The 1,967-nt window shown below is 38.3% G+C and carries 2 protein-coding genes and 1 pseudogene; all 3 read right to left on the bottom strand.

Annotated features, from left to right (window positions below; genetic code table 11):
- Positions 1 to 386, bottom strand: a pseudogene (locus H4J61_RS00785) (flagellin); the annotation flags it as partial.
- Positions 387 to 827: 441 nt separating this feature from the next.
- Positions 828 to 1,295, bottom strand: a complete 468-nt coding sequence (locus tag H4J61_RS00780; RefSeq protein ID WP_182182814.1) for an REP-associated tyrosine transposase — start codon at positions 1,293 to 1,295, stop codon at positions 828 to 830.
- Between the two features lie 228 nt (positions 1,296 to 1,523).
- The coding region (locus H4J61_RS00775; RefSeq protein ID WP_259363042.1) for a flagellin at positions 1,524 to 1,967 on the bottom strand (444 nt) is incomplete at its 5' end.

Here is a 1,967-nt window from a genome sequence, read left to right as displayed (position 1 = left end):
GTTTCAGCAATACGAGTTAACTCAGTTTGTAATGCGCCAACTTCTTTTTGCATGGCATCTCTGTCATCCTGACTATTTGAACCATTCGATGATTGCAGGGCTAATTCACGCATACGTTGTAAAATGTCACTTGAGGTTGACATAGCACCTTCTGCGGTTTGCGCCATTGAAATACCGTCGTTAGCGTTTCGTTGCGCGACACCTAAACCATTAATTTGTGAAGTTAAACGGTTTGCAATTTGCAAACCGGCCGCGTCATCTTTGGCGCTATTAATACGCATACCCGATGATAAACGTTCCATTGAGGTGGCCAAATCATTACTAGATTTAGTTAAGTTACGTTGTGCGTTTAATGATGAAGTATTGGTGATTACTGAAATAGCCATTTTTAAAACTCCTGATTACAATATGTAATACGTTAGTTAAACAATTTAATAAGTCAGGAACTTAAATTTAGTAATATTTAAATTTTAAAGCACCCGTTCTAAATACTTTAACGGCAGCCCTTAAAATAACTTTAAACTTTTTATGAATTTATTTAATAATTAATGTTTGAAGCCATTTTGGCGACTGTAGGGGCGAATTTATTCGCCTGGGTATAAGCTAAATAATAGGGTATTTTGATATCTGCTATCTGGCGACTGAAATCGCCCCTACAAAAGCCCAAAACGCCATACGAATTATGAGCCCTGTAGAGGCGAATTTATTCGCCTAGGGATAACATTGAATAATAATGTGTGCGTTTTAATACTCGGAGTTTGGCGACTGAAGTCGCCCCTACAAAAGCCTAAAACGCCATACGAATTATGAGCCTTGTAGGGGCGAATTTATTCGCCGGTCTCATCTTGTAAATACACTGAATCCCAAAGCGGATAATTACCGACATGATCAACTAAACCTGCGCGTAATGGGTTCGCAACAATATAACGTGATACGGCTAATAAATTTTCTTCGGTTCTGATGGCGTGATCATGAAAACCGCGTTGCCATGAAAAACCTGCCCCTTTTTCATACCGATTAATCGCCCTTGAACTACGCCCTTTTAATGTTTGCATAACTTTTGATAAATTGTTATCTGACGTTAATTGAAATAACCAATGTAAATGGTCTGGCATAATTACCCAGGTAATAGAGCTTATCTCTTGTTTCGCTACTAATGTCGTCATTTCATTTATCAAAAGGCGAGCATATTGGAAGTTATGAAAAAAGGCCTGACGATTTTCTGTACATGCTGTTATATGGTAAATATGATGTTTGAATGATGATCTTCCTTTCATGAGGTTATTACGTGACATAGTCAAAATCCTTTTGATGCAATGTATTTTTATTATAGTCGGATATGTGGATATAACTTCTAAAATGTTATTTGGCGACTGAAGTCGCCCCTACAACAGCGCTGCACGCCCTACAAAAAAACCTACGCATCACGAAAAAACAAATCATAAAAACAAAAAAACCGAACGTAAGTTCGGTTTTTATATTAAGCCTATTAATGCGGTTAATCTATTTGTTAACGGATGAAATTAACCACCGATTAAACTAATGGCCGCCTGCGGTATTTGATTCGCTTGCGCTAAAATTGAGGTACCCGCTTGTTGCAAGATTTGGTTCTTGGTCAAGTTTGCTGTTTCTACCGCAAAGTCAGTGTCTTGAATACGGCCACGTGACGCTGATACATTTTCTTGAATATTAGCTAAATTACTGATGGTATAGTCAAAACGGTTTTGCACCGCACCTAAATCAGCTCTTTGGTTATCAATTTGAGCCAATGCCGAATCGATAGTTGCCAGTGCACTTTGTGCACTGGCTGCACCTGTTGATATATCTAATGAAGATACTTTAGTTTGAGTAGAGCCTGTATCTCCTGAAATAGTTCCCGTCGTACCTGAAATTGAGAATGTGTCATTACTACTTAATTCTAATTTAGATGAAAAACTTGAAGTACCGGCTGAACTATCGGTTCCGCC

The sequence above is a fragment of the Colwellia sp. MB3u-4 genome (assembly GCF_014077065.1).
Lineage (GTDB): Bacteria > Pseudomonadota > Gammaproteobacteria > Enterobacterales > Alteromonadaceae > Cognaticolwellia.
The sequence above is the reverse complement of the archived record's forward strand: the minus strand, read 5'-3'. Positions and strand labels throughout refer to the sequence as shown.

What these genes read in the sequence shown, in the direction of transcription:
- H4J61_RS00780 (WP_182182814.1), bottom strand. Translation starts at nt 1,295, where the DNA reads ATGTCACGTAATAACCTCATGAAAGGAAGATCATCATTCAAACATCAT.